Genomic DNA, 3918 nt, shown 5'->3' with positions numbered 1-3918 from the left:
CCGCTGACCCCCCGTCCCCGCATCGAAGCACACCGCGCCCTTGCCTCCTTCCTCCAGCAACAACGACGGCTACGATCTCGCCTTCCGGCTCCTGCTGGGTGTCCTGGCCGTCGTCGTCCCCCTCTCCCACCTCGCCTGGCTGTCCGGCAACATCACCGCCCGCCTCACCGGAGGCACCTGGGCGCCCTACCGACCGGCCGCCGCCCTCCTGCACCCCGATCGGCTCTGGCCCGCGGCCGGAGAACCATCCCTCCTGATCGGCGCGCGCATCGTCCCGACCGCCGTCCTCCTCGCCCTCGCCGCCACGGCCGGCCTCCTGTGGGCCCGGCACAAGAACCGAGGCGGCAGCCGTAAGAAGATCACCGGTATGGCCAAGGCCAGGGACGTCGAACCCCTGATGGCCACGGCGATCACCGCCAAGGCCCGCTCCCTGCGCCCGAGCCTGATGAACACCAAGCGCATCGACGCCGCCGACACCGGCATCCTCCTCGGCACCCTCCAGGGCACACGCCACGAGGTGAGGATGGGATACGAGGACGTCGCCGTCGCGATCATGGCTCCCCGGTCCGGGAAGACCACCAGCCTGGCGATCCCCTCCATCCTCAACGCCCCCGGTCCGGTCATGATCACCTCGAACAAGGCGTCCGGCGACGCCTACACGGCCACGCTCGACTCACGGGCGGCCGTCGGCCGGACCTGGTCGATGGACCCGCAGCAGATCGCGCACGCCGAACGCGCGATGTGGTGGAACCCCTTGGCCGACGCCAAAACCCTCGACGGAGCCGGAAGACTGGCCGGCCACTTCCTCGCCGCCTCGGTGGACGCGAGTCAGCAGGGCGATTTCTGGTCCAAGGCCGGATCCAACATCCTCAGCCAGCTTTTCCTCGCCGCCGCGCTCGACGAACGCCCGATCACCGACGTGATGCAGTGGCTGGCGTTCCCCGCCGATCGCACCCCGCTGGACATCCTGCGCGACCACGGTTTCACCGCGGTCGCCGCGCAGCTCAAGGGCACCGTCGAAGGGCCGCCCGAAACCCGCGATGGGATCTACGAGACCGCCCGCCAGTACGCCGCTGCCCTCCTCAACTCCGAGATCGCCGCCTGGATCACGCCGCAGAAGGATGTCCCGGAGTTCCGGCCCACGCAGTTCGTCACCTCCACCGACACCCTGTATCTGCTGTCGAAGGACGGCGGAGGCGGCGCGTCGGCGCTGATCGCCGCGTGCGCGGACTCCGTGATGCGGGCCGCGACCGCCCAGGCCGAACGTGCCGGCGGGCGCCTCGACCCGCCGATGCTCGCGATCCTCGACGAGGCCGCCAACGTCTGCAAGATCTCCGATCTCCCCGACCTGTACAGCCACTTGGGCTCGCGCGGGATCATCCCGATCACGATCCTGCAGTCCTACCGGCAGGGCCAGAAGGTCTGGGGCGACACGGGCATGGACGCCCTGTGGTCCGCCTCCACCGTCAAGGTGATCGGCTCCGGCATCGACGACCCCGATTTCGCCGACAAACTCTCCCGCCTCATCGGCGACCACGACGTGGAAACCACCTCGACCTCCACCTCCGAGTCGGGGAAGTCGACCTCGGTGTCGATGCGTCAGGAGCGGATCCTGCCCGCGGACGCGATCCGCGCCCTGCCCAAGGGCACCGCCCTCCTCTTCGCCACCGGCCTGCGCGCCGCCATGCTCGACCTTCGCCCCTGGTACACGGAGCCCGGCGCCGACGAACTCGCCGCCGCCTCCGCCCGTGCCTCCCAGGCCATCACCGCCCGTGCCGTCGCCAAGCACACCCCCCGCCAGGGCGACTACGGCACGGCCGCCTAACACCCGCCCGCGCACTCGTCGAAAGCGCGTGGCGTCCCCTCGCCTCTTCTGGAGTTCGCATTGCAGATCATCGACCTGGCCGAGCAGACCCGTCTCCTCAGCCAGGTGGCTCCCACACTGGAGACCCTGACCGAGGAAGTGGAACGGGTCCGGGAGGAGGAGATCCTCGCCCCCATCGATCAACTCGCGCCCCTCGTCCTGCGTCTGCACGAGCTGGCAATCACGTGCACGAGGCAACTCCACGACCTCTCCAGCAGCCAGTACGCCGTCATGAAGTACGGCCGTGAGAACGTCGCCCATCTCGCGGAAGCCTGTGCGCAGGTGTCCCTCGCGTCCGCCCTCGGCGCCATCGCCATCAGCAGCCGCACGGAGATCCTGCTGTACAGGGGCGCGGACCCCACCCCCGGCACCAGCCGCGACCACCTGCGACGCGCCTGCGTCGAAATGGACCGCGCGGCCACGACCTACCACGCTCTGGCCCAGCGGCTCTCGCGGCGTCTGGCCTCCGCCGCCGCCCGCAACGAGGACCAGCAGCTCATTGACCGCTCTCTCGCCGCTCCCGGCGCCGCCGACCCCAGCACCGTGATCGCAGACCCGCCGCTCACCATCCCACCGAGTACCCCTCCCCCACGCGCCACGGCCGGCACACCCCACGCCCGGCACTGACGTCTCGCATTCCGTGCCGTACGGCAGTCCCGCGCCGACCACTCCCATCCCCCGCACCACGCCGGGCCCGCAGCTCCATCTCGCCGGCGACCGGGCAGGCCAGTACCACCAGCCGCCGAAACATCGTGCTCCAACTACGCCAGGGGGACCCGAGACACAGATCCCGCCCACGCACCCCCTCCCCACCCAACTCACCTACGGAGGCGCCCATTCACACCTATGAGCCCGTCGACCTGGACGACATGGAGCTGAGCGAGGCACTGGACGCCGTGGCCGCCGACGTCCGCGATCACGGCATCGCCCCGGACGGCCATGGCCTGTTCACCGCGATCCGGCACGTCGACCTGCTGTGTCACCTCGTCGCCCGTACGGCAGCCGACTCCGAGTACCGCCTCCTGCCCGCGAATCCCGATGCGCCGGCCCGTCCGTCGGCCGAGGTGCTGGGCCTGACGGCCGGTCACCTCGGGCGTGCCGTCGCCCACTACACACAGGCCCTCGCCCCGCTCGTCTCGTTCACCCGGCCCGCGCCGGCCTCCCTCCAGGGGCAGCTCGACACGATCGACCTTCACCGTCGCCTGCATGTCCACCTCGACGACACCGGCCAAGCCTTGGAAGCCGCCCGCGCCTGCCTTGACGGACCACGCCGTCCCCCAACGCCGAGCACGGCCGCCCCCGTACCCCGGCGCACTGCGACCGTGCGGCGCAGCGCGTGAGCACGCCGCCCACCGACACCCTGTTGTTCGACGTGCCGCCACCGCTGACGCCCGTCGAGCGGCTGCTCCACCTCGCCGATCTCTACACCCGGCACAACGACTCGCTCGACATCGCCCTGCTCACCGCGACCGCGCCTGAGCCGGGGGCCCACGTCGTCTCCGCACAGCACCTGGCATCCGAGACCCGCGTCGCCGTCAAGGCCATCCAGGGTGAACGGCTCTACGAGAGCACGGAGTTGACGGAGACCGTGGTACGGCTGAAGCAGCTCGCCTTCCTCAGCACCGCGTCCGCCGACCACGGCATTCAGGCTGCCCGTGAACTGACCGCGCTGGCTCCCGAAACCGCGGTCGGCTGCGCCGCGGCTCTCGCCGCAGAGAGCAGGCGACGTCACGGGTCGACCGCCCCGGCACCAGATGAACGGCTCACCGCCGCCTAGCGCACCGCCCTGGCGCAGATCGCCTGCGGTCACGTCGTGGCCAGCAGCTCCCTGGGCCGGGACTTCACACGTTCCCGGGAGCCCAAGGTCCTCATGAGCACGCTGCGGGCCTTGGAGTCGAAGGACCTCGCCCAACGGACCCCGAACTCCGCGCGCGCCGCCTACGCCGGCGGCCCGGCCCAGGACCGCGTGCACCTCACACCGGCAGGCATCACCGCCCTCGCCTCCGTCCTCGGACTACCCCTGACCGAGCCCGGCACCGCCCCCCGTACGACGC

The 3918-nt window shown here is 70.9% G+C and carries 4 protein-coding genes and 1 pseudogene; all 5 read left to right on the top strand.

Features of this window, described 5'->3' with window-relative positions; genetic code table 11:
- Positions 1 to 40: 40 nt before the first annotated feature.
- Positions 41 to 1825: a type IV secretory system conjugative DNA transfer family protein gene (locus tag AC31A1_RS48120; protein ID WP_489659378.1), complete on the top strand. Its 1785-nt coding sequence runs from the start codon at positions 41 to 43 to the stop codon at positions 1823 to 1825.
- Positions 1826 to 1885: 60 nt separating this feature from the next.
- Complete coding sequence (locus AC31A1_RS48115; RefSeq protein WP_489659377.1) at positions 1886 to 2491, top strand: hypothetical protein; 606 nt, start codon at positions 1886 to 1888, stop codon at positions 2489 to 2491.
- 242 nt (positions 2492 to 2733) lie between these two features.
- Entirely contained in the window at positions 2734 to 3204 is a 471-nt protein-coding gene (locus AC31A1_RS48110) for a hypothetical protein (protein ID WP_489659376.1), read from the top strand.
- Positions 3201 to 3641, top strand: a complete 441-nt coding sequence (locus AC31A1_RS48105) for a hypothetical protein (protein WP_489659375.1) — start codon at positions 3201 to 3203, stop codon at positions 3639 to 3641. The genes AC31A1_RS48110 and AC31A1_RS48105 overlap by 4 nt, the downstream gene beginning before the upstream one ends.
- Positions 3642 to 3677: 36 nt before the next feature.
- Positions 3678 to 3918, top strand: a pseudogene (locus tag AC31A1_RS48100) (hypothetical protein); the annotation flags it as partial.

The sequence above is a fragment of the Streptomyces sp. P5F9 genome (assembly GCF_057961495.1).
The sequence above is the reverse complement of the archived record's forward strand: the minus strand, read 5'-3'. Positions and strand labels throughout refer to the sequence as shown.

Excerpts from the sequence above, each read along its gene's own strand:
- AC31A1_RS48110 (WP_489659376.1), top strand. The coding sequence starts at position 2,734 with ATGGAGCTGAGCGAGGCACTGGACGCCGTGGCCGCCGACGTCCGCGAT.